The organism is Mesorhizobium sp. B2-3-4, assembly GCF_006442315.1.
Classification (GTDB): domain Bacteria; phylum Pseudomonadota; class Alphaproteobacteria; order Rhizobiales; family Rhizobiaceae; genus Mesorhizobium.
This window is the reverse complement of the sequence record NZ_VFVY01000027.1, coordinates 40,458-65,328: the sequence shown is the minus strand read 5'-3', so window position 1 is coordinate 65,328 and position 24,871 is coordinate 40,458. Positions and strand designations below refer to the sequence as shown.

Below are 24,871 nucleotides of genomic sequence, written 5' to 3'. Positions count from 1 at the left end.
GCGCGCCCGCGCAGGGCCAGCCGCGGCAGCGGCGGTGCGGCCCGTGAGCGAAAAGGAACAGCCGTCAGGCCGCCTTCTTCTTCGGCTGGATCAGGCCGCGCTCGACCAGCAGCTCGGCGATCTGCACGGCGTTCAGCGCCGCGCCCTTGCGCAGATTGTCGGAGACGACCCACATCGACAGGCCGTTGTCGACGGTCGAATCCTCGCGGATGCGCGAGATGAAGGTGGCGTCCTCGCCGGCCGATTCCAGCGGCGTGATGTAGCCGCCGTCCTCGCGCTTATCGAGCACCTGGCAGCCCGGCGCCTCGCGCAGGATCTCGCGCGCCTCGTCGGCGGTGATCGGCTTCTCGAATTCGATGTTGACCGCTTCGGAATGGCCGATGAAGACAGGCACGCGCACGCAGGTCGCCGTCAGCTTGATCTTGGGGTCGAGCATCTTCTTGGTCTCGGCCACCATCTTCCACTCTTCCTTGGTGAAACCGTCGTCGAGGAAGACGTCGATATGCGGAATCACGTTGAAGGCGATGCGCTTGGTGAACTTCTTGACGTCGACCTGGTCGGCGACGAAGACGGCGCGGGTCTGCGTGAACAGCTCGTCCATGCCTTCCTTGCCGGCGCCCGACACCGACTGGTAGGTGGCGACGACGACGCGCTTGATGGTGGCGACATCGTGCAGCGGCTTCAGCGCCACGACGAGCTGCGCCGTCGAACAATTCGGATTGGCGATGATGTTCTTGCGCGTGAACAGCGAGATCGCATCCGGGTTGACCTCCGGCACGATCAGCGGCACGTCCTGGTCGTAGCGGAAGGCCGACGAATTATCGATGACGACACAGCCCTGCTTGCCGATCTTGGGCGACCACTCCTTGGAAACGTTGCCGCCGGCCGACATGACGCAGATGTCGGTGTCGGAAAAATCGTAGCTGTCCAGCGCCCGGACCTTCAGCGTGCGGTCGCCGAAGGACACTTCCGTGCCCTGGCTGCGCCGCGACGCCAGCGCCACGACTTCGCTGACCGGAAAGCCGCGCTCGTCCAGTATGTTGAGCATTTCGCGGCCCACATTGCCCGTGGCGCCGACTACCGCAACCTTGAAACTCATAGGATCTCCTGTCCCTCTCCGCTCGGTTGTTGGAGAAAACCCGCCGGCCAAGTGCGGGTTCCGTCCCCCGGGCCGTACCCGGGAGAGGGTGGTTAGGCCAAGGGAATCACACCGTTTTGGTGGTGGTTTTTTTGGCCGTGGTTTTGCTGGAACGAGCGGACACGTCAAAACGCCCGGCCCAATGGTTTGCATTGAGGCTGGGGGCATCGAATGCAAGAAGAGCCATCAAAAGGCCGCGCATCGAAAAACGATCCCGTTCGAAGCGGGCTTTTACGCGGTTTCGATAAAGAGTCAATTGCGTTGCCTCTTCCTTCTCCCCGGCACTATTGTTGGACGGGGAGAGGGGCGCTCTCGCCAGCGGTTAGGCCAGTCGCCGTGCTGCGCAGCACCCTGTACAAGACGGGCGGCACGAAGTACGAACGGCCAAGATTGTTTGGCTGGCGCGGCGCCAGCCCCTGCATGTGCTCCGCGATGAGCGCAGAACCCTGAATTCCGAAAGAACGAGATGTCCAACTTCGAAGGTATCGTTCCCGCGCTGGCGACGGCGCTGGAAAAACGTGGCTATTCCGATCTGACCCCGGTGCAGAAGGCGGTGCTGGAGCTCGGCAAGGCCGATGCGCTGGTGTCGGCCCAGACCGGCTCGGGCAAGACCGTGGCCTTCGGCCTTGCCATGGCGCCGACGCTTCTCGACGGCGCCGAACGGTTCGGCCCGGCGGCCGCCCCGCTGGCATTGGCGGTGGCGCCGACGCGCGAACTCGCCCTGCAGGTGACGCGCGAGCTGGAATGGCTCTACGAGCCGACCGGCGCCACGGTCGCCTCCTGCGTCGGCGGCATGGACATGCGCACGGAACGCCGCGCGCTGGAGCGCGGTGCCCATATCGTCGTCGGCACGCCGGGCCGCCTGCGCGACCACATCACGCGGCAATCGCTCGACATGTCGGCGCTCAAGGCCGTGGTGCTGGACGAGGCCGACGAGATGCTCGATCTCGGCTTTCGCGAGGATCTCGAATTCATCCTCGACGCCGCACCCGACGAGCGCCGCACGCTGATGTTCTCGGCCACCGTGCCGCGCTCCATCGCCACGCTCGCCCAGGGCTACCAGCGCGACGCCGTGCGCATCTCGGCCGCCGGCGAGGAAAAGCAGCATCTCGACATCGAATACCGCGCGCTGAGCGTCACCCAGGCCGACCGCGAGAACGCCATCATCAACGTGCTGCGTTTCTACGAAGCCAAGAACGCGCTGGTGTTCTGCAACACGCGCGCCGCCGTCAACCACCTCACCGCGCGCTTCAACAACCGCAACTTCTCCGTCGTGGCGCTTTCGGGCGAGCTCAGCCAGAACGAACGCAGCCATGCGCTGCAGGCAATGCGCGACGGCCGCGCGAAAGTCTGCATCGCCACCGATGTCGCGGCGCGCGGCATCGATCTTCCCAATCTCGAACTGGTCATCCACGCCGATTTGCCGACCAATCCCGAAACGCTGCTGCACCGCAGCGGCCGCACCGGCCGCGCCGGGCGCAAGGGCGTCAGCGCGCTGATCGTGCCGGGCAGCGCCCGCCGGCGCACCGAACGGCTGCTGCAGAGCGCCAAGCTGACCGCGACCTGGGCGAGCCCGCCCTCGGCCGACGACGTGCTGAAGCGCGACGACGAACGCATCCTGGCCGACCCGGCTTTCGACGAACCGGTGAAGGAGGAAGAGCGCGCCTTCATCGACGCGCTTCTCAGCCGGCATGGCGCCGAACAGGTGGCGGCGGCCTTCGTGCGCCAGTGCCGCTCCAGCCGCTCCGCGCCCGAGGACCTGATGGACGTCGCGCCTTTCACGCCTTCACGTGAAGGACTGGCGCGTGACAGGCCGGCGGGCGAGAAATTCTCCCCTCGCGACGAGGCGCCCAGCCGCCGCGACGATTTTGGCGACAGCGTCTGGTTCTCGCTCTCGGTCGGGCGCCGGCAGAATGCCGAGCCGCGCTGGCTGATCCCGATGCTGTGCCGCGCCGGCAGCATTTCCAAGCGCGAGATCGGCGCCATCAAGATGCAGCCGGAGGAAACCTTCGTGCAGATATCGGCCGACTGGGCCGATCGCTTCATGGCGGCGATCGGCCCCGACCGCAAATTGCAAGGCACCATCCTGGTCAAGCGGCTGGAGGGCACGCCCGATTTGTCGCGCGCCGGTTACCAGCCGCCCAGGCCCGACAAGAAACCGCATCGCGGCAAGGCGCCTTTCGACCCGAGTGCGCCGAAGCGCAAATTCGACAAGCGCCCGCCGGCATCGGCCGACCAGCGCCCGACCGCCGCGCATGAGGCAAAGCCCTGGGCGAAGAAGCCGGGCAAGCCGAAGTTCGACAATGCCGGCCCGCCGAAGCACAAGAAGACGAAGAAGCGGCCGTCGTAGGAAACCGCGGCGGCTTGCTGGCGCTGACGTTGCGCCGGCATCAGGGCGGATTGCCGCCCTGGCGAAGGATCAGCCTGTTTGCTGCTGCCGCTTTTCGTTCAAACGAATATTTTGTTTGACCAATTGGCTGTCGATCGCCGTCGGGCGGCCATCTTCATCGAAACAGGTCTTGAAATCGAAGGCAAAAGGGCTGGCCTTGTGGTCATGGAGAAATTCGTGTCTGACCACCGCCTCCGCCCAACTGGGTTCATGGTCCCACTCGACCCACCAGAGCACATAGGGCGGCCATGCCGGTTTGAGAAACCATTCTCGCCCATGCCGCATCGCCTCCATATGAATTCCCGCGTAGGCGAATGCCATTGGTGATGCCAGGTCTTTCCACAACGACAGCGTCGAAGGGGTCCAGCCGTCCCCCTGCTCGAGGTAGAAGCGTGGAAAAACCTGCACGCCCCAACTTTCCGGACCAGGTTCTTCCTCATAGCCCGACCTTGCGATGAATCCCTCGCTTGTCTCGGCAATCAGAAAATTGCGGTCGTTGCGGTCATGAAAGCCCTGGTTCACGGCATCACCGGCTGGCGCACGGAATATGCCGAAAGTGTACAGGGCAAGCCTTTTGCTCTTCATTCTGCCTCCGCCGGACGGTCCTGTTCCACCCGTTGTTCCGCATTGCTCGAGGCCACTGACGGATGGAACCGATCAGCCGCGTGATCTGGTTCCGGTCAGGCCTTTGAAGCCCGGGAGGCTGACGCCTGCAGACCGGCCTTGATGGCGGCCCAGCTTGCGGAAGCCGGCGTTGGCCGGTGCTGCTCGGCGATACGGCTGACCAGCGATGAATGCCATTGCTTGTCTTCCGCCATCCTGCGGATGGCGGCATACCAGCCGGCTTGGTCGTTGGAATCGATCGCCGGCATCAGTCCGCCACTCGCCTCGATGAGGGACGGCGCGGTCGACACGATGACCGGAATGCCGAAATCGAGACATTCCGAGGCGCCGTAGCCCCAGCCCTCGATATGCGAGGGAAAGACGCCGAAAGCGGCACTGCGATAGTAGCGGATGAGCTCCTCGTCGCTGACCAGTCCGGTGAATGTGACCGACTGGAGCAGTTCGGGATGCGCCTTGAGATAGGCTTGCAGCGGCTCGATCATCCAGCCCCAGCGCCCGGCGCAGACGAGCCTCGGCAGCTTCACCCCTTCCTCGCGCGCCTGCTGCCAGATCCGGGCCAGCAATATGTGATTCTTGCGCACTTCGATGGTCGAACAATAGATCACGAAGGGCTCGCCCGCCTCGATGCGCGAGGTCGCCCCCATGCGGGACGCGGTCTCGTGCAGGATGGACGGCATCGGGAACCGGTACACCACAGGCGCGGCGATGCCGGCCTTGCGCATGTGATCGGTCAGTGTCGTGCCAACCTCGTCCGAGGCGCAGAACGCCGGCGCGCCCGAACGCACGAGCTGTTCGAGATAGGAGCCGTAGCGGCCTTCGCTCGTGCCGGCGCCAAGCATGTCCGGGCGCAAGGTCGGGATGAGATCGTGGCAAAGGAAGGCGAGCTTGCCGGCCGTGCCGGAGACCGCGGACCGGTCTTCCTGGGTCAGGATGTGATGGCTGATCAGGACGAGGCCGGACGCCCCCTCGGCATCCGGACCGGGCGCATCGGCCCTGGCACCCAACCGGATCCGGGCCCGCTGGTAGAGACGATAGGCGCGCATCAGCAGCCGCGTCGCCTGGTAGGCCGTCCCCTTGCTGCCGTTCGTCACCGTCTTGGCAAGATGACGATCCGTCTCGCGCTTGTCCCATGGCCGTTGCCGCACCGCCGCGAAAGCCTGCGTCATCGCCGCGCGTCTTCCCGGCCACGGCCTGACCCGGTGCGGTGAAATCGGACCCGCCGCGACATGATCCAGTTCATAAGGGGCAAGCGGCCGGAACCTGCCCTCGCTCGGCCTGAACGCCACCGCTTCCACGCAAGGATCCGGATCCGTCAGCGCCGCGTTGACGAGAAAGCTCTCGACGCGCGGAATGCCCGCCAGACCCTTGCCGGGCGGCCAGAACATCAGCCCGGTGGCGTCGATGGCCAGGACAGGAAGCACGGGCCTCGCGGCCTCTTCATTCCCACTCGTCACGCCGGCATCGATAGGTTCAGTCATCGTCTGCTTCTGCCGAAGGCGGTTGCTGTCCATGCCTTATCCCTGATTTGCCGCCAGGACGGTAGCCATGTTGCCCTTCTTGCCCCCGTGCCGGTCTTGCCCATGCGATCGGTCTTGCCCATGTGCCCGGTCTTGCCCCTGCACTTGACCCTGTGCCACATCTTGGCGGGACGTGGCGACGAGGGGGATGGCGCATGCGCGGCGAAGTTCTTCACTACGACGAGAGCCAGGGCTTCGGTTTCATCACCGGTGCCGACGGCAACCGTTACACTTTCAGGCGCGAGGACCTGCGCGGCGGGAGCAGCATGGCGCGCGGCGCCGCGGTGGAATTCCTGCCGGCCAGCGGCCAGGCGCGCGATGTCTTTCCAATCGCCGGCCAGGCCGGCGCTGCGCCCCCGGCCGCCGGTACCAACGCCGTCCCGGTCGCCAACATACCGTCCGGGGCCGCCTCTCCGGCACAGCCTTTCGGCCGATCCAGCAACAGCGCGCCTGCCGAACCCGGTGATCTCTGGGGCTATTTCTGGCGGGGCCTGACCCAGAACTACTTCAACTTCGCCGGCCGTGCCCGGCGCAAGGAATATTGGGGCTACTGCCTGTTCTGGGTGGTCAGCCTGCTGATCATCGGCGGCATCGGCATCTTCACGGACAACCAGATGGGCAATTTCGACAGCGACGTCTCGGCGGCGGTGACGGTGGGCCTCTGCGGCACCTTCCTTTTGGCGACCTTCCTGCCCGGTCTCGGCATGACAGTGCGCCGCCTGCACGACATCGGCCTGTCGGGCTGGCTCTATCTGCTGATCTTCATTCCCAGCATCGGCAGCCTGATCATCCTGGTATTCGCGCTGATCCCGACACAGGCGCGCGAAAACCAGTGGGGACCGGTGCCGGCCGGCGTCAGGATCTGACGGCAAGCGGCCAAGGCACCCCTGGCCGCCCTCGCCCGGGAATCACCCCAGGAACTTGGCGATGATCGCGTCGCCCATCGCGACGGTGCCGACTTCGGTCATGCCGGCGGACAAGATATCCTTGGTGCGCAGGCCCTGGTCGAGCACGGCGGCGATCGCACCTTCGAGCTTGTCGGCCTCCGCCACCATGCCGAAGGAATAGCGCAGGCACATGGCGAAGGAGGCGATCATGGCGATCGGATTGGCGATGCCCTTGCCGGCGATGTCGGGCGCCGAGCCGTGCACCGGCTCATAGAGCGCCTTGCGCTTCTTGGTCTTGACGTCAGGCGCGCCGAGCGAGGCCGACGGCAGCATGCCGATCGAGCCGGTCAGCATGGCGGCGATGTCGGACAGCATGTCGCCGAACAGATTGTCGGTGACGATGACGTCGAACTGCTTGGGCCAGCGCACCAGCTGCATGCCGCCGGCGTCGGCCAGCATATGGTCGAGCTTGACGTCGGAATATCTAGCCTTCTGCGTCTGGGTGACGACCTCGTTCCACAGCACGCCCGACTTCATGACGTTGCGCTTTTCCATGGAAGTCACATGATTGCGGCGTGTCCGCGCGAGCTCGAAAGCGACGCCCGAAATGCGCTCGATCTCGAACGTGTCGTAGACCTGGGTGTCGATGCCGCGCTTCTGGCCATTGCCGAGATCGATGATCTGCTTGGGCTCGCCGAAATAGACGCCGCCGGTCAGTTCGCGCACGATGAGGATATCGAGGCCTTCGACCACTTCCTGCTTGAGCGAGGACGATGCCGCGAGCGCCGGGTAGCAGATGGCCGGCCTGAGGTTGGCGAACAGCTCCATGTCCTTGCGCAGCCGCAGCAGGCCGGCCTCGGGGCGCACCTCGTAGGGCACGGCATCCCATTTCGGACCGCCGACGGCGCCGAACAGCACCGCATCGGCCGCCATCGCCTTGTCCATGTCGGCATCGGAGATCGCCGCGCCATGCGCGTCATAGGCGCAGCCGCCGACAAGACCCTCATCGGTGACGAAACCGGTGGAGAGCTTGTCGTTCATGGCAGCGATCAGTTTCTTGACCTCGGCCATGGCCTCGGGGCCGATGCCGTCGCCGGGGAGCAGGAAAAGATGCTTCGTTGCCATGGAGAAAACCGTCCTGGAAAGATTTGAACCGCGGCCTTGCTAAACGCCAAGCGCTTGCGGCGCAAGCCTGCAGGCTGCTTCCTTGGTCACCGATGCGAGAGAATGTTGACCAGCCGGCCGAGCGGGTCACGCACATAGAAGCGCCGCACGCCCCAGGGTTCGTCCGCCGGACCGTATTCGATGGCGAAGCCGGCTTGCGTCATGGCGGTCAGCGCCGCATCGACATCGTCGACCTCGATCGACAGGTCCGGCACCGGCGTGGCCGAGCCACCCTCGCTCATGAAGCTTAGCTGCACGGTCATCGTCTGGGCCGAGCCGCATGTGACGATCCAGCCTTGATCCATCAGCACGTCGAGCCCGAGTACGTCCTGATAGAAATGTTTCGCCGCGGCACTGTCTTGCGTAGCGATGTTGGCGACGATGCGCTTGACCTTCACCATGGGCTGATCCTCGCTTTGCGCACGCATTGCCGGCTTCTGGGCGGTTGCATCAGGCCGTGCGCCGCAGCGCCGTCACCTCGATCTCGATCTTCATTTCCGGCTTGTTGAGCTGGCAGACGATCATCGTCGCCGCCGGCCTGATGTCGCCGAACGTCTCGCCCAGGATCGGGAAGACGACGTCCACGAAGGCCTGGTCGGTGATGTAGTAATGCGCCCGCACCACATCCGCCATCTCGAAGCCGCCATCGGCGAGCGCCTTGCCGATCGTCGCCAGGCAGTTGCGCGTCTGCGCCTCGACGGTTTCGGGCATGGTCATGGTGGCATAGTCGTAGCCGGTCGTGCCGGAGACGAAGCACCAGTCGCCCTGCACCACGGCGCGCGAATAGCCGGCGGTCTTTTCGAACGGGGAGCCGGTGGAGATGAGATTGCGCATTGGGTGTCCCTTGCCATGGTTGCGACCCATTCTGTGGGAAAGCGCCGGCCCTGCCATGGGCCAATGCCGGTGGATCGGCGGTGCAGCACCTGTAAAGTCGGCGACCACTGCAATTTCTGCTTGCATTTTGGAACAAACACAGAACTATGCACAGCAGCGACGAGCCAACTCCGGGGGGAGATCAGACCATGTCACGCCGAATGAGCGCGCTTGCATGCGCGTTTATTGCAATGCCTGGCTGGCTGTCATTGTTATTGCTGGCGGGGCTGGTGGCCCTCGTCGGTCTCGGCACGCCGGCGTCCGCTGCCGGCGTTGACCACGCAACCTGTTTCAGCCGCGGCAAGGTCGATCCCGACCGGCGGATCGCCGCCTGCACCCGCGCGATCGCGCTCACGCCGGACGATGCCGGCCTCTATGTCAATCGCGCCAGGGCATTCAGCAAGAAAGGCGAGCACGACCGTGCCATCGTCGATTGCGACGTGGCGATCGATATCGACCCCACCAATGCGAGCGCCTACGGCGTGCGCGGCATCGCCTGGCAGGACAAGGGCGACCATGTCAGCGCAATTGTTGAATTCGACGAGGCGATCCGGCTGGATCCGGCAAATTCGCATTTCTATTTCAACCGCGCCAAAAGCCGGGGCTTGAAGAGAGACTATGCCGGCGCTCTTGCCGATCTGGATGAAGCGATCCGCCTCGACCCGGCCGACGACCAGGCGTACCGGGTACGCGGTATGACCATGGCCCGGATCGGCAATGCACGGGAAGCATTCGCCGATCTCGACAAGGCCATCTCCTTGAAGCCGAACGATGCAAGGTCTTACTTTATCCGCGCATTGGTCTGGAAGACGATCGATCCCGACAAGGCTATCGCCGATCTGGACAAGGCCATCGCGCTCGATCCGTCTGATCCTGAGTACGCCAAGGAAAGGCTGAGCCTCCAGGCCACGCGACGGGCGGCTGAACAGCCGGCCGCGCCGCCCCCGTACGAGCCGCTTCAACTCTACCCCAGGAAAGAGGATCACTCGGAGCGCGTTGCCTGGTATCTGAAGCGAGGCTTGGAGCAGCAGACGCAGGGCTATGTCGCCAGTGCAATCGACAGTTTCAGCGCTGCCATTCAGCTCGACCCCTACAATGCCGAAGCTTTTTACGACCGCTCGCTCGCCGAGGCTTCGCAAGGAAATTACGCCATTGCCGCCAATGACTGCCGGCGCGCCGTTGAACTTGAGCCGAAGCGCGCAGGCTCCTGCAACGAGCGTGCGCCCGGCGAACCCGACCAGTCGGCGGCCGGTAACACAAGGGACCCGGCCGCGGCAAATGTCCTGGTCGAACGCGCCAAGGCGCGGCTGGCGGATTATGGTGTCGGAGGCGCGCTTCTCGACCTTGCCAAGGCGATCAGCCTCGACCCGGACAATGCCGAGGCCTATCTTTTGCGGGGCCGCGCGAGGACGCTGAGCGGCGACAAGGTCGGCGCCGCCGCCGATTGCCGGCGCGCCGTCGAGCTCGATCCGCGGCGGGCTGGAACCTGCGACGAGCAGTTCGCGGACGGCAGCGTTGCGCTCGCCCCACCGCCAGACGCGATACAAGCGGAGCCCGAGACAGGCACTCCGAAGCCGCCATCGGCCATTCCGCAGATGACGGCCGCGGAAGGTAAGGCGCTGACAGAAAGGGTCCTTGCGGCAAAGGACCCGCGCGCCCTGGAGGCTGTCCTTGGTGGCGACGCCTTCCTCGGCATGGGCAAGTATGACAAGGCGATCGGCGCCTACGACCAGGCGATCGCGCTCGATCCCGAAAACCGCTTTGCCCATCTCGGCCGCGGTCGGGCCTGGGCCGCCAAGCGGGACTACGCCAAGGCGATCGCGGACTACGACAAGGCCATAGCCGTCAGTCCCAACTTTCCTGAGGCGCTTCTGCACCGGGGCCTCGCCAGGATAACCTCGGGCGATGCCGACGGCGCGCTAGCCGACTGCGGCCGCGCCGCCGAACTCGACCCGAAGGCGCACGACGCCTTCTACTGCGAGGGCCTGGCCTGGCACGCCAAGGGCGACGCCGGGCGTGCGATCGCCGCCTATTCCGTCGCGATCGGGATCGATGCGAAGGATGACGCCAGCTATTATGCGCGCGGCATGGCGCGGGCCGACCGGAAGGATTACGCGGGCGCCGTCATCGACTTCGACAAGGCGCTCGAACTCGACCCCGGCAATTCCGACTATGCCATCGCCCGCAAGGCAGCGATGGCGACGAAAGGGCAAAGCGGGAAGGCAGCCGTCTCCGCCGACACGCAACCTGCAACCGGCAAGAACACCCGCGCGGGCGCCTCGACGAGATCGAGCAAAGTCGACGGCCAGACTGGCGAAGAACCGACAAGGCCAGGCAGCACTTCGCCGGCGGCGCGGCTATTCGGCAAGGGCTGGGCGCTGCAGGAGAGAAAGAACTATGACGGTGCCATAGCCCTTTACGGCAAGGCGATTGCACTCTTCCCGGCATTCCACGACGCCTATCTGGCTCGGGCCTTGGCCTGGGAGGCAAAAGGCGAGTACGCCCGTGCCGTCGACGACTACAGCCGGGCGATCACGCTCAATCCGAATTCTGCCGATACCTATTATGACCGCGGCCAGAACCGCGGCTTCCAAGGCGATTACGAAGGGGCGCTTGCGGACTACGAGATGGCCATCAGCCTCAATCCCAAGGACGCGAGGGTCTATGCCGATCGAGGCCTCATATGGATGGGCAGTCATAATGACGACGCCGCGATGCGCGACTTCGAAATGGCGCTCAGCCTCGATCGCAAGAACCATTTTGCCTATATGGGCCGAGGCGTCATCCGAACCGGCAGGGCCGACTATGATGGCGCCATAGACGATTGAGCCGGGCGATAACCCTCGATCCGGATTTCGCCACGGCCTACAAGGCCCGAAGCCGGGCATGGGAAGCAAAGGGCAATCACAAGCGTGCCGAGGCCGACCGCAAGAAAGCGCTGAGCCTGGGAGCGAACTGAACCCCTGTCCTGCTGGAATTGCGAACCGGTCCCGGCCGGCCCAATGCCAGACTAGTTCGCCTCGCCCTGCGCCTTGTCCAGCGCTGCCTTGATATCGGCAGGCCATGTCTCCAGCGATGGCCAGCCCTTTGGCTGGCCATCGTCGCCGCGGCGGGCGAAGTAGAGCTTGTGCTGGGCCGGGTCGACCGCCATGAAGCCGTCATTGCCGCCGCAATCATGCGGCACGCAGCCCGTGGCATAGAAGGCGCCGGACGCTGTCTTTTCCGTACCGCCGCCGACCAGCAGGCTGGTCGCCATGTCGGGCATGTCGTTGCCGAGCAGCTTCTGCGCTTCCTTGTAGACGGCCTCATTGTGGAAGGCGTCGATGATGTTGTCGTATTTCGACGGGTCGATATCCTTCCAGTCGGTGCCGGGCTCCGGCGTGTAGCTCAGATTGCCGGAAATCGTCAGCCCTGACGCCGGCGACCATTGCAAGGCCGGCTTGTCGTCGCCCGGCAGAAGGTACGGCACGAAATAGATGGCATCGTCGGACACCGCCGCCGGCGGCGCGCCGCACTCGTCCTGTTCGACCGTAGTGCTCTGGATGGTGCCCCCCTCCGGCTTCCAGACGATCACCTTGGCCGGGCCGCATTGATTGCCGCCATCGCCGACATCGAAAAGCGCCACCTTGACGCCGCCGACCTCAACGATCTTGTCGAAGAACACGTCGTAATTGCTGGCCAGCTTCTGGCCGTCATAGGCCAGCACCTTCTCGCCATCCTGCTCCGGCTGCGTGATGGTGAGGTGGCCGCCCTCGAACGGCACGGGCGCCTGCTTGTCGTCGTCGGAAGCGTCGGCGGCGTTCGTCCCCGTGTCCTGGCCGGCGGCTGGTTGTTCGGCCGGCGCCGGCTGCGCGGCCGGCGTCTGCGTCTGCGCGAGCCCGCCCGCGGCGGGCACCAGCAACAGGGCCAACCCGCAGGCGCCGGCAAGAAGCTGATGTCTCATGACTATCCCTCCTTCAGTCGCACCAGAGCGGTTCAGCGTTTGGTGGAATCGCTGCCCCGCTCTAACTCTTTGTTTTCAAGCAATTCCAAAGGGGAAGCGCTAGGCACTTTTCCCGGAACTGCTCTAACCCGGCCTCAAAAGGCCGGGCTTATCCGTTCCGGACGGCGCCGCTCAGGCCCAGGGGCGCTGTTCGGCGTTGCGCTTCTCGAACGAGGCGATGGCGCCGGCCTTTTCCATGGTCAGGCCGATATCGTCGAGGCCGTTGAGCATGCAATGGCGCTTGAAGTCGTCGAGGTCGAAGCTGACCACGCCGCCATCGGGGCCGCGGATCTCCTTGGCTTCGAGGTCGATCGACAAAGTGGCGTTGGAGCCGCGCGAGGCGTCGTCCATCAGCTTCTCCAGATCTTCCGGGCTGACGGTGATCGGCAGCACGCCGTTCTTGAAGCAGTTGTTGTAGAAGATGTCGGCGAACGAGGTCGAGATGACGCAGCGAATGCCGAAATCGAGCAGCGCCCACGGCGCATGCTCGCGGCTCGAGCCGCAGCCGAAATTGTCGCCGGCGACCAGGATCTGCGCCTTGCGGTAGGCCGGCTTGTTGAGCACGAAATCCGGGTTTTCCGAACCGTCGTCCTTGTAGCGCATCTCGGCGAACAGGCCGATGCCAAGCCCGGTACGCTTGATCGTCTTGAGATAATCCTTCGGGATGATCATGTCGGTGTCGACATTGACGATCGGCATGGGGGCGGCGACGCCGGTGAGCTTGGTGAATTTTTCCATGGCTTTGGCCCGTGTTTTCGTTGCGGGGATTTTCTGGCCACGGTTTACACAAAGCCGGCGGCAAATAAAAGGCAACTGTTCGTGCGCGCCCTTGGTCCATCGAAGAAGGGCTAAAAAGCGGTTTGGTATTGTCCGGGAGTGGTGCAGTGTGGACGCCATGGCCGACCAGTCGCATGTCCTCTACGCCCGCGAAACATCGCTCGATACCGCGCAGTTCCGCCGCGTGCTGGTCGAATCCGGTCTCGGCGAGGTCCGGCCCGTCGACGACGAGGCAAGGCTGAAGGCGATGCTGGACGGCGCCAACCTGATCGTGACCGCCCGTCTCGACATGGAAGGCAAGCCGCTGATTGGCGTTGCGCGCTGCCTGACCGACTTTTCCTGGGTTTGCTACATCAGCGATCTTGCCGTCTCGGCCAGGGCGCAAGGGTTGGGCATCGGCAAGGGCCTGATGGACGAAGCCCGCCGCCAGCTTGGCCCCTCGGTCGCCATCAGCCTGGTTTCGATGCCCGACGCGATCGGCTTCTACGAGCGCATCGGCATGAAGCGCATGACCGACGCCTTCTGGTTCTCCCGAGCACGCTGATTGCCCCCGCGCGATTGCTGCCCGCCGATGGCGCGTGATCTTCCCGCTTGACATGCAACCAAATGGTTGCATATTAACGCCATGAGCATGGATGCAGTCTTTCGCGCGCTGGCCGACCCGACACGCCGGCAATTGCTGGACAGCCTCCATGCCAGGAACGGGCAGACGCTGAATGCGCTGTGCGCGGAGATGGCGATGACCCGCCAGGCCGTGACCAAGCACCTGGCGATCCTGGAAGAGGCAAATCTCGTCACCACCATCCGCCGCGGCCGAGAGAAGGAGCACTACCTCAACCCGGTTCCGATCAACGAGATCGCCGAACGCTGGATCGGCAAGTTCGAGCGGGGGCGGCTGACCGCCCTCAGCGACCTGAAGAAACGCCTTGAAAGGGAAGAGCCGTGAGCAACAGCTTCGTTTATGTGACCTATATCCGCACCACGCCCGAAAAGCTTTGGGAAGCATTGACCGATCCGGAATTCAACCGGCAGTTCTTCCTCTGCTCCTATCAGGAGAGCGAGTGGAAAGTGGGCGCGAGCTGGAAGCTGATTTTTCCGGACGGCCGTATCGCCGACAGCGGCGAGATCCTCGAGATCGACCCGCCGCGACGCCTGGTGATCAAATGGCGCAACGAATGGATGCCCGAGATCAGGGAGGACGGCTATACACGCTGCACCTTCACCATCGAGCCGGACGGCGACTTGATGAAGCTTGCCGTCACCCATGAGGCGGACGGGCCGCACCGGTTGATCGGCAACGTCGCCAAGGGCTGGCCGCTGGTGCTGGCCAGCCTGAAGAGCCTGCTCGAGACCGGCAAGGGTTTCGAGCGCCCGCCATCGAAGGGTTAAGCCTCATTTCGTTTCCGAAACGAACTTGAAGGAGGCGTCGATGATGCATTTTGCCAGGGTGCGGAGCATCACTAATGGCGAGACGGTCATGGCATCGGCCGAGATCGAAGCGCCTGCGGAACGCATCTTCGAGGCGCTGGTCGGCAAGGAAGTCGAGCACTGGTGGGGGTCCGCCGACACCGGCCGGATGGTGGACTGGTCGGCCGACCTTAGCGTCGGCGGCCGCTGGAGCGCCGTCTTCCGCGCGGCTGACGGCAAGGACCTGCCGGCCGGCGGCGAATTCCTCGAGCTCGAAACGGCGCGCCGGATCGTGCAGACGCGGGCCTATGGCTGGGACCATCCCACGCTTGGCCGGCGGCCAACCACGATTGCCTGGCTGCTGGAGCCGATCGCCGGGGGAACCCGTCTCACCATCTGCCATGGCGGCTTTGCCGGGCTGCAGGAGGCGGCGGCCGAGCATGCCGGGAGCTGGGCGCGGGTGCTGGCCTGGCTGCAGGCGCATGTCGAGGCTGGAAGGCCGGCCGCGATGTGAGCAACAAACGAAGCGTCGCCACCTCAGCGCTCCTTGACCCCCACCTCATCAGGTCCACATCCCATGCATGGAAAAGCAGGGATGGTTCATAGGTACGGCCGGTTGGGGCATTCCGACGCGGTACAGGGATGACTTTCCGCAACCCGGCTCGCATCTCGAACGCTACTCCAGGCACTTCCCCATCGTCGAGATCGACACCTCCTTCTACAAGCCGCATCGCCGCGAGACCTATGAGTGCTGGGCACGCTCCGTGCCGGAGCATTTCCGCTTCGCCGTCAAGATACCGAAGGCCGTCACCCATGAGCGTCGTCTCGCCGACTGCGATACCCCTGCGGAAAGTTTTCTTCAGGAGGTCGAAGGTCTCGGCGCAAAGCTGGGCGTGCTTCTGGTGCAGCTGCCGCCGAGCCTTTCCTTCGAGCCGGATGTCGCAGGCAGCTTCTTCGACATGATGGGCAAGCGAACCCAAACCAGGCTGGCCTGCGAACCGCGCCATCCCAGCTGGTTCGAAGCGGAAGCTGAGGCGCTTCTGGCCGACCGCCGGATCGCACGTGTCGCCGCCGACCCCGCTCCGGTGCCCGCCGCCGCGGCGCCGGGCGGCTGGCCCGGCCTCGCCTATTTCCGCTGGCATGGCGCGCCGCGCGTCTATTACTCGGATTACGATGCCGAGAGTCTCGCCCGGGTGGGCCGCCAAGTGGCGGCGGCGGCGGCTTCCGGCGCCGAGGTCTGGGGCATCTTCGACAACACGGCCAATGGCCATGCGCTCGGCAACGCTCTCGCGGTCGATGCGGCCATTAGCTCGACTTCGTCATCCTAGGCCTTGGTCCGTTCTTTCAAATCACGTTCAATTCCCGGAACGCGCGGCCTTCCGCGACACGTGCATAGCCAAACGCCGAGCAGTCGATCGTCCGGTAGCCGCCATGCACGATCAACTCCGCCAGCGCCTTGCCGACCGCTGGCGCCTGCTGCAGGCCGTGGCCGGAGAATCCGTTGGCGAACAGGAAGTTCGCCACCTCAGGGTGCGGGCCGATCACCGCGTTCTGGTCGAGCGTGTTGTAGTCGTAATGGCCGGCCCAGGCGCGCGTCGGCTTGATCGCCTCGAAGGCCGGGATGCGGGTCGCCAGCACCGGCCAGACGACCTCTTCGAACAGCGGCCAGTCTACGTCGAAATCCGCGGGATCGGCCGGGCCGTCGCCCTCTTCCGGCTCGGCGCCGCCGGTAAGATAGACCGAGCCTTCCGGCCGCACATAGATGCCGGAGGGATCGACCAGCAGCGGCATGTCGGCATATTTCTCGCGCGCCTCGAAGACGAAGACGTTGCGCTTGCGCGGCTCGACCGGCAGCACCAGCCCGGCAAGGGCGGCGACCTTGCCGGCGTTCGGCCCGGCCGCATTGACGACAGTGCCGGCCTCGAGCCGGTCGCCATTGTCCAGGCTGACGCCGGTGACGCGATCGCCCTGCCGCTCGATGCCGGTGACCGAAGCGTTGATGAAGTCGATCTTCTTCGCCCGCAGCGCCTTGCGGAACAGCGTCAGCATCGCATGCGCGTCGAACCAACCCTCGCCGCTTCTGCCATAGGCGCCGGCGGCGATGCCTTCGGCCGACAGCCAGGGGAAGCGGCGGGTCAGCTGGCCGGCGTCCTCGAGCAGGATGTCGGCGCCCTCGGCGACCTGCGCCTCATGATTGGCCTTCAGGATCGGCAATCCGGCCTCGCCGGCGAGGATGAGATAACCGCCCTCGCGAAAGCCGATATCGGCCTCGTCGCCGAATTCCTCCTTCAGCCGCCGGAACAGTTTCAGCGTGAACTGCGACAGGCGGATGTTTTCGGGGATGGAGAATTGCTGGCGGATCGAGGCCATGGAGAGCGTCGTTGCCGCATGGGCGAATTGCGGGTCGCGCTCGATCAGCGCGATCGAGCCGGAAAACCCCTCCTCGCGCAGATAATAGGCGATCGAGGAGCCGACGATGGCCCCGCCGATGATGACGATGTCGTAGCGCACTTTTTTCTCCGATCCGCTGCCGGCGTCCTTATGCGACCGGCAGGACAATCTCGAAGCGCGTGCCGCGCGCGCTGTCAACCAGCCGGATCATACCATCATGCGCTTTCAAGAGGGCCAGCACGATGCCGAGGCCCATGCCGGTGCCGCCGGTTTCGCGCCGCGTGGTGAAAAACGGCTCGAAGATGCGCGCCCGGTTGCTCGGCGAAATGCCGGCGCCGTCATCGCCGACCAGAACGCTCGCCATGCCGCCGGCGCTCGCGACCGTGATCGAAACCAGCGTCGCGCCGTGCCTGGCGGAATTGTCGATGAGATTGGCCAGCACGATGGCCGCGTTCTCGGCCGAGATGCGCAGCGCGAGATCGCCGCCGGCCTCGACTTCAACCGCCAGCCTGGTTTCGGCGGGCAGCAGTGCCAGCGCCGCGCCGACCGAGGTGCTTTCGCCTCTCGGTGCAAGGTTTTCCGCCCGCGCCAGGTCGAGCAGCCGCCGGACCAGAAGGTTGAGCCGGCCGGCATCGGTGACGATATTGTTGGAGAAGCGCCGCCGCTCGTCATCGTCCATCGCGCTGCCTGAATCGCGCAGCAGTTCGGCCGCCCCCTGGATCGCCGTCAGCGGCGATTTGAGCTCATGCGAGACATGGGTGGCGAAGGTCTGGATCGAATCCGAGCGCGCCTGCAGTTTTTCGGCCATGTCGAGAAAGGCGGCGGACAATTCGGCCATTTCGCGCGTGCCGTGGTGGTCGAGCGGCCGGATCGCGTCGCGCTCGCCGGCGGCGATACGCTGGGTGCGGTCGATCAGCGCATAGATCGGCCGGCTGACAGTGCGCAGGAAGACCAGGCCGATGAGCAGCGTGCCGCCGAGGATGGCGATCGCGGCGAGGGTCACCTTGCCGCGTTCGCCATAGAGGTGTTTGACGATGTTGTTGGGCGTCCGCGACACATAGACCACGCCGGCAACCTGGCCGCCGACCGCCACCGGCAAGGCGACGAAGACGCGTACCTTGGTGCCGCGGCTGACCGAATAGAGCGGCGGCGCCGGCTGGTTGGGGATGCGCAGCCTGAGCGCGCTGGCATAGCGCCCGGCAAGGGCTGTGCGCACCTCCTCGACCCCGGCAAGCGACTGCCCGATCTCGTCGCGCCCGGCGATGACGACGCCCCTGGGATCGAGCAACCGGAAGCCGGCGAGCGTGGTCTTCTGCGTCGCGTCGAGAATGCCGGAGAGACGCGCGCCGATCGCGGCGAAGGCCGGATCGGCCGTGGCGGGCGTCCCCGCCGGCCGGGTCGCAAGCACGTAATCCGAGGCAAGGTCGAGCTCCGGCTCGATCGGCCGATAGCCCGGGTCGATACCTCGATCCGGATCGATACTTCGATCCCGGTCCACACTTCGATCCCGGTCGATATTTCGGCCTTGGTCGCCGCTTCGGCTCGCGCCGCCATTGGCGCCGGGCATCGGCGCGCCGAGCTTTTCCCCGGCAATGCCGGCGTCGCGCACCTCCTGCGCATAGATGGCGGCGATCGCCGCGCCCTGCGCGATCAGTTCCGCCTCGGTCTGGCGGATCAACTGGTTCTCGTAGAGGCGGAAGAAGAACAGGCCGACCAGCGGCAGCGCCATCACCAGGATCAGGATGGCGACGACGACCGTCGCCAGGCGCGGCCGCCATTTGCGGCCGACCCATTTGCTGCCGCCCGGCTTGCTGCCAAATGACTTGCGCGACGCCGTCAGCCGCATCGGCCGAGCCGGAAACCGACGCCATGCACCGTCTCGATGGCATCCACGCAGCCCGCTGTCGCCAGCTTGGCCCTGATGTTGCGGATGTGGCTGTCGACGGTGCGGTCGGCGACATGGATCTTGCCGGCATAGGCATTGGCCATCACCGCATCGCGATCGAGCACATGGGTGGGCCGCGCCAGGAACCCTTTCAGGATGGCGAACTCGATCCCTGTCAGGGCAAGCGGCCTGCCGTCGAAGCTCGCCGTATGGCTGACCGGCGCCAGCATCAGCTTGCCATGCGCGAACTGCCGGTCGTCGGTCGGCTCGGGCGCCGCCGGGCGCGCACGCCGCAGGATGACGTTGACGCGGGCCACCAGTTCGCGCGGGGAAAACGGCTTTGTGACATAATCGTCGCCGCCCATTTCGAGCCCGAGGATGCGGTCGATCTCTTCATCGCGCGCCGACAGGAACAGCACCGGCACGTCGGATGTGTGGCGCAGACGCCGGCAGACCTCCAGCCCGTCCATCTCCGGCATGCCGATGTCGAGCACGACAAGGTCGGGCGCGCGCCGTTCGATCGCTTGCAGGGCGGCGGCGCCATCGGACACGGCGGATGTTTTCATGCCGGCCTTTTCCAGCGCGAAGCAGATCACCTCGCGAATATGCGGGTCATCGTCGGCGACGAGGATGTGATGCGGCATGATCAGCGGCCCGGCCCTGCGGCACCAGGCAGCACGAGAGGCGGCCTGCTGTCGAGATAGCGAAGCAGGCGCCAGTCGCGAAAGCTCCAGCTCCGCCAGTTTTTCTGGAGGTTGCGATACCAGCCTTCATCGGCGCCGCGCAACCGTGCGATTTCGACGACGGCGCCGGCATCGGCCGTCCTGCCCTGACGGTCGAGGAAACGGTCGAGCGCCGGAAAGGCATCCGGCCCGAGCGAGTGCAGATACCAGGCGTCGAGCGGGATGCCTTGTCCGGTCATTTCCAGGGAATGGTCGACATTGTAGCTGGCGATCATGGCTGCGAAATTGATGAAACAGCAGGCATAGAGCGTCAGGGATAACGTCAGAAGATTGGCGGACAGCAGCCATTCATTGGATTTTTTGAGCGCGATGCGGGCGATGATCAGGGCAAGGCCGGACGCCACCAGGCCCATCCAGACGAAGGCGGCGACGCGCCAGTAGGTCAGCGCATAGATGTCGACATAGAGATCGAGCCGCAGGATCGACGAAACCACCAGCATGATGTTCTGCGCTATCAGGGCATAGACCAGCCGGCGGATGAGCGGATCGGCCGACGTCTCGCTGCCGGGCCTCAGCGCCGCGAGCACGAAGCCGGCGGCGAGCAGCGCGGTGACGATCAGGGGGTAGGCGCCGCGATGCGCGTAGGCGGCGTAGCTCAAGCCGTCGGGAAGCGCGACCCCGCCCCAAAGATAGGTGGCGTCGAGCCCGCTCTGCAGCAGGAACAGGATGTTGAAGACAATCAGCGCGCGCAGGATGGCCGCCTTGCCGAAGACGATGTCCTCGACGACGTGCCTGTCGGCCTTGGGCGCCGGCTGGGCGGCCGCGGCGGGATGGTTTGGCCGGGAGCGGCGCTGAAAGCGCGGCAGGCGTGGCCGCAGGAAGGCCCAGACGCCGGCAAGCACGAACAGCCAGAAGATGATCCGCGCCAGCTGGATGAGGTCGAGCAGCTTGATGAGGTCGATCAGCGACAGCCAGTATTCGATGACCGGATTGGCGGCGCCGAACAGGGCGACGAAGACGGCGCCCAGCGTCAGCGGCATCACCCAGACCGCGATCGCGGCCAGCCTTATGCGGCGCCCGCCGAACCGTCGCGTCGCTTTGCGCCACTGCACGAAATCGCCGATGAACCGGAACGGCGCCACCAGCCAGAACAGCGCGATCTGGCCGGCAACCCGCGCCATGTTGTGCCGCAGCCTGCCGCTCAGCGAAAGCGCGAACACCACAAGGGCGACGAGCGCGATCGAGACGGACAAGGGGCTGACCGTCTCGGCCAACGGCAGCAGCGCCACAAGCAGGGCGAGGGGCTTGAGCCACAGTCGGCCATCGCTGAAGGCGGCGGGATGCACCGCGACCACCGCCGCGACAATCAGGATGGCGAACAGGAGAACGGTGATGCCGGCGGGCTGGCCGTAGAACAGGAAATCGGCGATCGCGACCAGCAGGACAGCGACCCCGAAACGACCGCAATAGCTCGGCGCGGCGTAGAAGAATGACGTCATGATCCAACCTTCGATCTGGTGTTCGATCGCCGTGGCGGCGGGCTCTTGCGGACAAAGGGAATGAGGATCGCCGCGGGATTTGCGCGCGGCGGGTCGACCAGCCACCAGCCTTCGCTGCGCAGCCGGCGGGGCAGACTGGATTTTGCTCGCTTGTGCATGGCGCCTGTCTCGCAGGCCGGCCGGGTGGCGATGCGGCGGATCGGAGGAGGTTTTCCGCAGGCGTGTGCAGTTTTCGTGCAGAGGCCGCGCTTCAAGGCTGGTGCGCAGCTCGCCATCCTTTTGGACGTTAGACTGGCCCTGCCGAGCTCCTTTCCTCTCCCTCCGGAGAGGTGGCTCGGCGAAGCCGAGATGGAGTGGGGGAACCACCTGGCAACCGTCGCCAACGGACATGGGAAGCGGCACCAGGCGCAAGCGCCGCGTCGCCTTGCGCGCAAGGTCGACCCCCACTCCGTCAAGCTTCGCCCGACACCTCTCCCCCGATCGACGGGGAGAGGAAAAGGTGGCGCCGACCTTGACGATTGGCTCGTACAAGGTATCGGGCCTTCCGCTTGCCTCCACCCACCACACGCGGCATAGATCGGATATGAAATCCTACCGCCCACGCCGCTCCGTGCTCTATGTCCCGGCCTCCAACGACAAGGCGCTGGCCAAGATCGGGCAGCTTGCCTGCGACGCCGTCATCATCGATCTGGAGGACGCCGTCGCCCCCGCCGACAAGATCACCGCGCGGGAAAAACTGGCCGGAATTTTCGCCGATCGCCCCGCCGCCAGCGCCGGTGGCCGGCGCTGCGAGATGGTGGTGCGCGTCAATGCGCTGTCCAGCGAATGGGGCGCCGACGACCTTGCCGCCGTGGCCAGGGCGGAGCCGGACGGCATCCTGCTGCCCAAGGTCGACACGCCGCGCGACGTGCTCGAGGTCGGCGACGTGCTGGACGACAATTTCGCTCCCGACAGCGTCAAACTTTGGGCGATGATCGAGACGCCCAAGGCCATGCTCAACATCGGCGCCATCGCCGAGCTCGGCCGCGACCCCGCCTCGCGGCTGGATTGTTTCATTGCCGGAACGAACGACCTGATCAAGGATACCGGCGTGCTGGCGACGCCGGACCGTTTCTATCTCGTGCCCTGGCTGATGCAGATGCTGCTGGCGGCGCGCGCCGGCGGCCTCGACATGCTCGACGGGGTGTTCAACGATTTTCGTGACGCGGACGCGTTCGCGCGCGAGTGCACGCAGGCCGCCGCCATGGGCTTTGACGGCAAGACGCTGATCCATCCCTCGCAGATCGAGGCCGCCAACCGTGCCTTCGCCCCTTCTGCGCAGGCGGTGGCCGAGGCGCGTGCGGTCAGGGACGCTTTCGCGCTGGCGCAAAACAGCGGCAAGGGCGTGATCGCGCTGGATGGCAGGATGGTCGAGCGGCTGCACCTGGCGCAGGCCGAAAAACTTCTGGCGAAAGCCGCCGCCGTCGGCGCATGATATTCGCCGACTATGGATAGACGACAGGATTTCGACGATGAAACTCTACCGCTTCCTCACCGCCCCGGACGACGCCTCCTTCTGCCACAAGGTGACCGCGGCCTTGAACAAGGGCTGGCACCTGTTCGGCTCGCCGACCTATGCCTATGACAAGAAAGCCAAGACCATGCGCTGCGGCCAGGCCGTGGTGAAGGATGTCGAGGGCCAGGAATACGGGCCGGATACCAAGCTGGGCGATTGGTGATTAGGCAGCCTCGGCGATTTCAAGACGCACGGTAAGGCCGGCCAGCGCTGCCAGGTTGATCAACGTGTCCAGGCTGAAATTCGTAATCCTCCCCCGCAGGAGGTCGTTAAGGCGCGGCTGGGTGATGGCGAGCCGGGCGGCGGCTTCGGCCTGGGTGATGTTCCATCTGCGCACGCGCTGTTCAATCGCGATCAACAGGTTGGAGCGCATGGTCATATTGGCGGACTCGGCCGGAGTATTTTCCAGCGCATCCCACACATTTCCAAAGCTCTGACGTTCCATCGTCGCACCTCTACTGGATTTGCTTGAACCGAGATGACGCAAGATCCAAATCTCGTTTCGCCGTCTGCTGTGTCTTCTTCTGAAAGGCGTGCAGCACAAAGACGGCGTCACCTATGCTCGCGACATAAAGTACCCGGAACGCGCCGGCATCGTCACGGACGCGGATTTCCCGCACGCCAGGGCCGACGGTTGCCATTGGCTTCCAGTCGCTCGGGTCGAGTCCAAGCTGGACCTTGTGCAACTGGACACCGGTTTCCTTACGCGCAGCTTCCGGAAAGTCTCGGAGTTGGGCGAGAGAATCCCCAAGAAACTCCAGGCGCTTTGTTACCGGCATGACCAGATTTATATCAAAACTTGTATAATTAAGCAAGGCGATACGAATGGCATGGCAAACGACTGCGATTACTCCGCCGCTTCCTCGATCCGCTCCATATCATCGTCCGACAGGCCGAAATGGTGGCCGATCTCGTGGATCAGCACGTGGGTGACGATGTCGCCCAACGTTTCCTCGTTCTCGGCCCAATAGTCGAGCATGGCGCGGCGATAGAGCGTGATGCGGTTCGGGCCCTCGCCGGTCTGCGGGTTCCAGCGCTCGGCGATGCCGCGCCCCTCGAACAGGCCGAGCAGGTCGAACGGCGTCTCCAGCGACAGATCGTCCATGATCTCGTCGGTCGGGAATTCGGCGATCTGGATGACGATCTCGCCGGTCAGCTTGCGGAAGTCTTCCGGCAGATGGGCGTAGGATTCCAGCGCTAGGAATTCCAATTCCTCCATCGAGGGCGAGAACTGGTCGTGCCAGGTGCGGGTCTTGTAGATGCGGGCCATGCTTTGTCCTTTGATCCCGGCATATAGGCTTTCCCCGCGCAATCGGCAAATGAAGCGGAATTTCTGACGGTCTGGTCCTTTGCCCTCCCGCCGGGAATCGCGTAGGGGTCAGTTCCGGCCATGTCTCAAGGAGCACCCATGCCGGACCTTTCCACCATCGGACTTTTCGCCATTGCCTGCCTGGCGCTGACCGCCACGCCGGGACCGGACATGCTGCTGATTGCCTCGCGCAGCGCCAGCCAGGGGCGCGCCTCGGGGCTGGCGACCTATGCCGGCATCGCCGCCGGTACCTATTGCCATGCGCTGGCCGCCGCCTTCGGCCTGTCGCAACTGTTCCTGGCGGCGCCCATCGCCTACGACTTCGTGCGCTACGCCGGCGCGGCCTATCTGGCTTGGCTCGCCTGGAAGGCGTTCCGCTCCGATGGAACGGCTTTCGCCCCGGTCGCCGGCCTGCCGCGCTATTCCCGGGCGCGCATCTTCCGGCAGGGATTGCTGACTAACCTGCTCAACCCGAAAATGGCGCTGTTCGTGCTGGCGCTGTTCCCGCAATTCGTGCACCCCGAGGCGGGCGCCGTGGCCGCGCAGATCCTTATCTTGGCGACCGTGCTCAACCTGATCGGGCTGGTGGTCAATGGCCTGGTCATCCTGACCGCCAGCCGGATCGGCGCCGCCCTGTCGCGGCGCGGGCGGTTCCAGCGCGCACCGCAGATCCTGCTCGGAACCGTCTTCGCCGGTCTGGCGGCACGGCTGGCCTTCGGCGGCCAGCGCTAGCCCATCGCTTCGTCATTCCGGGCGGGACAAGAAGCGTCGCGACGCGGCGAAGACCCGAA

The 24,871-nt window shown here is 65.0% G+C and carries 27 protein-coding genes; 11 read left to right on the top strand and 16 right to left on the bottom strand.

Going from position 1 to position 24,871, the window contains the following annotated elements:
* Window positions 1-64: 64 nt before the first annotated feature.
* Together FJ967_RS30175 and FJ967_RS30170 are read right to left on the bottom strand one after the other, a co-directional pair.
* The gene (locus tag FJ967_RS30175; protein WP_140735959.1) at window positions 65-1,099 is read right to left on the bottom strand and encodes an aspartate-semialdehyde dehydrogenase; all 1,035 of its coding nucleotides are present in this window, start codon (window positions 1,097-1,099) and stop codon (window positions 65-67) included.
* Window positions 1,100-1,205: 106 nt separating this feature from the next.
* Window positions 1,206-1,394 carry a hypothetical protein gene (locus tag FJ967_RS30170; protein WP_140735958.1) on the bottom strand — a complete coding sequence of 63 codons (189 nt, stop codon included), beginning with the start codon at window positions 1,392-1,394 and terminating at the stop codon, window positions 1,206-1,208.
* A gap of 210 nt (window positions 1,395-1,604) precedes the next feature.
* Here FJ967_RS30170 and FJ967_RS30165 point away from each other — a divergent pair, with 210 nt between their 5' ends.
* Window positions 1,605-3,488, top strand: a complete 1,884-nt coding sequence (locus FJ967_RS30165) for a DEAD/DEAH box helicase (RefSeq protein WP_140735957.1) — start codon at window positions 1,605-1,607, stop codon at window positions 3,486-3,488.
* A gap of 69 nt (window positions 3,489-3,557) precedes the next feature.
* Here FJ967_RS30165 and FJ967_RS30160 read toward each other — a convergent pair whose 3' ends face one another.
* Together FJ967_RS30160 and FJ967_RS30155 are read right to left on the bottom strand one after the other, a co-directional pair.
* Complete coding sequence (locus FJ967_RS30160) at window positions 3,558-4,112, bottom strand: DUF3291 domain-containing protein (protein WP_140735956.1); 555 nt, start codon at window positions 4,110-4,112, stop codon at window positions 3,558-3,560.
* A gap of 95 nt (window positions 4,113-4,207) precedes the next feature.
* The gene (locus tag FJ967_RS30155) at window positions 4,208-5,629 is read right to left on the bottom strand and encodes a glycosyltransferase (protein WP_140735955.1); all 1,422 of its coding nucleotides are present in this window, start codon (window positions 5,627-5,629) and stop codon (window positions 4,208-4,210) included.
* Window positions 5,630-5,823: 194 nt separating this feature from the next.
* On the opposite strand from FJ967_RS30155, the gene FJ967_RS30150 reads away from it, so the two are divergent.
* Window positions 5,824-6,534 (top strand): DUF805 domain-containing protein, encoded by a 711-nt coding sequence (locus FJ967_RS30150; protein WP_140735954.1) that lies wholly within the window; start codon window positions 5,824-5,826, stop codon window positions 6,532-6,534.
* 42 nt (window positions 6,535-6,576) lie between these two features.
* Here the strand turns inward: FJ967_RS30150 and leuB are convergent, their stop codons facing one another.
* The 3 genes from leuB to FJ967_RS30135 form a co-directional block, all read right to left on the bottom strand.
* Window positions 6,577-7,680 (bottom strand): 3-isopropylmalate dehydrogenase, encoded by a 1,104-nt coding sequence (leuB, locus tag FJ967_RS30145; protein WP_140735953.1) that lies wholly within the window; start codon window positions 7,678-7,680, stop codon window positions 6,577-6,579.
* 86 nt (window positions 7,681-7,766) lie between these two features.
* On the bottom strand, window positions 7,767-8,117 hold the full coding sequence (locus FJ967_RS30140) for a VOC family protein (protein WP_140735987.1): 351 nt from the start codon (window positions 8,115-8,117) through the stop codon (window positions 7,767-7,769).
* A gap of 52 nt (window positions 8,118-8,169) precedes the next feature.
* Entirely contained in the window at window positions 8,170-8,553 is a 384-nt protein-coding gene (locus tag FJ967_RS30135; RefSeq protein WP_140735952.1) for a RidA family protein, read from the bottom strand.
* 188 nt (window positions 8,554-8,741) lie between these two features.
* Here FJ967_RS30135 and FJ967_RS30130 point away from each other — a divergent pair, with 188 nt between their 5' ends.
* Complete coding sequence (locus tag FJ967_RS30130; protein WP_246675441.1) at window positions 8,742-11,420, top strand: tetratricopeptide repeat protein; 2,679 nt, start codon at window positions 8,742-8,744, stop codon at window positions 11,418-11,420.
* Between the two features lie 182 nt (window positions 11,421-11,602).
* Here the strand turns inward: FJ967_RS30130 and FJ967_RS30125 are convergent, their stop codons facing one another.
* Together FJ967_RS30125 and leuD are read right to left on the bottom strand one after the other, a co-directional pair.
* Complete coding sequence (locus FJ967_RS30125) at window positions 11,603-12,535, bottom strand: hypothetical protein (RefSeq protein ID WP_140735951.1); 933 nt, start codon at window positions 12,533-12,535, stop codon at window positions 11,603-11,605.
* A gap of 171 nt (window positions 12,536-12,706) precedes the next feature.
* Window positions 12,707-13,312 carry a 3-isopropylmalate dehydratase small subunit gene (gene leuD / locus FJ967_RS30120; protein ID WP_140735950.1) on the bottom strand — a complete coding sequence of 202 codons (606 nt, stop codon included), beginning with the start codon at window positions 13,310-13,312 and terminating at the stop codon, window positions 12,707-12,709.
* A gap of 157 nt (window positions 13,313-13,469) precedes the next feature.
* Between leuD and FJ967_RS30115 the strand changes: the two genes are divergently transcribed.
* The 5 genes from FJ967_RS30115 (at window position 13,470) to FJ967_RS30095 (ending at window position 16,086) form a co-directional block, all read left to right on the top strand.
* Entirely contained in the window at window positions 13,470-13,895 is a 426-nt protein-coding gene (locus FJ967_RS30115) for a GNAT family N-acetyltransferase (protein WP_140735986.1), read from the top strand.
* Between the two features lie 81 nt (window positions 13,896-13,976).
* On the top strand, window positions 13,977-14,297 hold the full coding sequence (locus tag FJ967_RS30110; RefSeq protein ID WP_140735949.1) for a metalloregulator ArsR/SmtB family transcription factor: 321 nt from the start codon (window positions 13,977-13,979) through the stop codon (window positions 14,295-14,297).
* Window positions 14,294-14,740 (top strand): SRPBCC family protein, encoded by a 447-nt coding sequence (locus FJ967_RS30105; RefSeq protein WP_140735948.1) that lies wholly within the window; start codon window positions 14,294-14,296, stop codon window positions 14,738-14,740. Before FJ967_RS30110 ends, FJ967_RS30105 begins: the two co-directional genes overlap by 4 nt.
* 40 nt (window positions 14,741-14,780) lie before the next feature.
* Entirely contained in the window at window positions 14,781-15,272 is a 492-nt protein-coding gene (locus FJ967_RS30100) for an SRPBCC domain-containing protein (protein ID WP_140735947.1), read from the top strand.
* A gap of 67 nt (window positions 15,273-15,339) precedes the next feature.
* Window positions 15,340-16,086 carry a DUF72 domain-containing protein gene (locus tag FJ967_RS30095; RefSeq protein ID WP_140735946.1) on the top strand — a complete coding sequence of 249 codons (747 nt, stop codon included), beginning with the start codon at window positions 15,340-15,342 and terminating at the stop codon, window positions 16,084-16,086.
* A gap of 16 nt (window positions 16,087-16,102) precedes the next feature.
* On the opposite strand, the gene FJ967_RS30090 is transcribed toward FJ967_RS30095, so the two are convergent.
* From FJ967_RS30090 to FJ967_RS30075, 4 genes are read right to left on the bottom strand one after another with little or no spacing between them, the layout of a single operon-like run.
* Window positions 16,103-17,269 carry an FAD-binding oxidoreductase gene (locus FJ967_RS30090; protein WP_140735945.1) on the bottom strand — a complete coding sequence of 389 codons (1,167 nt, stop codon included), beginning with the start codon at window positions 17,267-17,269 and terminating at the stop codon, window positions 16,103-16,105.
* A 28-nt stretch (window positions 17,270-17,297) separates the two neighbouring features.
* Entirely contained in the window at window positions 17,298-18,995 is a 1,698-nt protein-coding gene (locus tag FJ967_RS30085; RefSeq protein ID WP_140735944.1) for an ATP-binding protein, read from the bottom strand.
* A complete protein-coding gene (locus tag FJ967_RS30080) occupies window positions 18,986-19,678 on the bottom strand; it encodes a response regulator transcription factor (protein WP_140735943.1) in 693 nt (230 codons plus the stop codon). Before FJ967_RS30080 ends, FJ967_RS30085 begins: the two co-directional genes overlap by 10 nt.
* Window positions 19,679-19,680: 2 nt before the next feature.
* On the bottom strand, window positions 19,681-21,216 hold the full coding sequence (locus FJ967_RS30075) for a DUF4173 domain-containing protein (protein ID WP_140735942.1): 1,536 nt from the start codon (window positions 21,214-21,216) through the stop codon (window positions 19,681-19,683).
* Between the two features lie 583 nt (window positions 21,217-21,799).
* Here FJ967_RS30075 and FJ967_RS30070 point away from each other — a divergent pair.
* Both FJ967_RS30070 and FJ967_RS30065 read left to right on the top strand, forming a co-directional pair.
* Window positions 21,800-22,690 carry a CoA ester lyase gene (locus FJ967_RS30070; protein WP_140735941.1) on the top strand — a complete coding sequence of 297 codons (891 nt, stop codon included), beginning with the start codon at window positions 21,800-21,802 and terminating at the stop codon, window positions 22,688-22,690.
* A 37-nt stretch (window positions 22,691-22,727) separates the two neighbouring features.
* Complete coding sequence (locus tag FJ967_RS30065) at window positions 22,728-22,934, top strand: DUF1737 domain-containing protein (RefSeq protein WP_140735940.1); 207 nt, start codon at window positions 22,728-22,730, stop codon at window positions 22,932-22,934.
* Here FJ967_RS30065 and FJ967_RS30060 read toward each other — a convergent pair whose 3' ends face one another.
* The 3 genes from FJ967_RS30060 to FJ967_RS30050 all read right to left on the bottom strand — a co-directional run bounded on the left by FJ967_RS30060 (window position 22,935) and on the right by FJ967_RS30050 (window position 24,041).
* Window positions 22,935-23,216 carry an XRE family transcriptional regulator gene (locus FJ967_RS30060; RefSeq protein ID WP_140735939.1) on the bottom strand — a complete coding sequence of 94 codons (282 nt, stop codon included), beginning with the start codon at window positions 23,214-23,216 and terminating at the stop codon, window positions 22,935-22,937.
* Between the two features lie 10 nt (window positions 23,217-23,226).
* Window positions 23,227-23,550: a type II toxin-antitoxin system RelE/ParE family toxin gene (locus FJ967_RS30055; RefSeq protein WP_140735938.1), complete on the bottom strand. Its 324-nt coding sequence runs from the start codon at window positions 23,548-23,550 to the stop codon at window positions 23,227-23,229.
* Between the two features lie 68 nt (window positions 23,551-23,618).
* Window positions 23,619-24,041: a metallopeptidase family protein gene (locus tag FJ967_RS30050; protein ID WP_140735937.1), complete on the bottom strand. Its 423-nt coding sequence runs from the start codon at window positions 24,039-24,041 to the stop codon at window positions 23,619-23,621.
* Window positions 24,042-24,179: 138 nt separating this feature from the next.
* Here FJ967_RS30050 and FJ967_RS30045 point away from each other — a divergent pair, with 138 nt between their 5' ends.
* The gene (locus FJ967_RS30045) at window positions 24,180-24,812 is read left to right on the top strand and encodes a LysE family translocator (RefSeq protein ID WP_140735936.1); all 633 of its coding nucleotides are present in this window, start codon (window positions 24,180-24,182) and stop codon (window positions 24,810-24,812) included.
* Window positions 24,813-24,871 lie beyond the last annotated feature (59 nt).